At 57.9% G+C, this 233-nt stretch carries 1 pseudogene; it reads left to right on the top strand.

The window, feature by feature from the left end:
• Positions 1 to 233: pseudogene (locus tag O4G76_RS21735) on the top strand (2-isopropylmalate synthase); the annotation flags it as partial.

Raw genomic sequence — 233 nt, 5'->3', positions numbered from 1 at the left:
ACCTATGAGGGCGAATGGGTCGCTGGCGTCATCGAAGGCGAAGGCAAAGCCACCTATGCAAATGGCGCAATCTACGAAGGCAGCTTCAAAAACGCCAAGAACGACGGTCAAGGCGTGATGACCTCACCCGAAGGCTACCGCTATGAGGGCGGCTGGAAAGACAGCCTGCGCCACGGCGAGGCCAAAGTGACCTATGCGGATGGCTCGGTCTATGAGGGCGAGTTTGCAAATGG

Origin of the sequence: Limimaricola sp. G21655-S1 (genome assembly GCF_027213785.1) — a bacterium.
Lineage (GTDB): Bacteria > Pseudomonadota > Alphaproteobacteria > Rhodobacterales > Rhodobacteraceae > Limimaricola.
The sequence above is the reverse complement of the archived record's forward strand: the minus strand, read 5'-3'. Positions and strand labels throughout refer to the sequence as shown.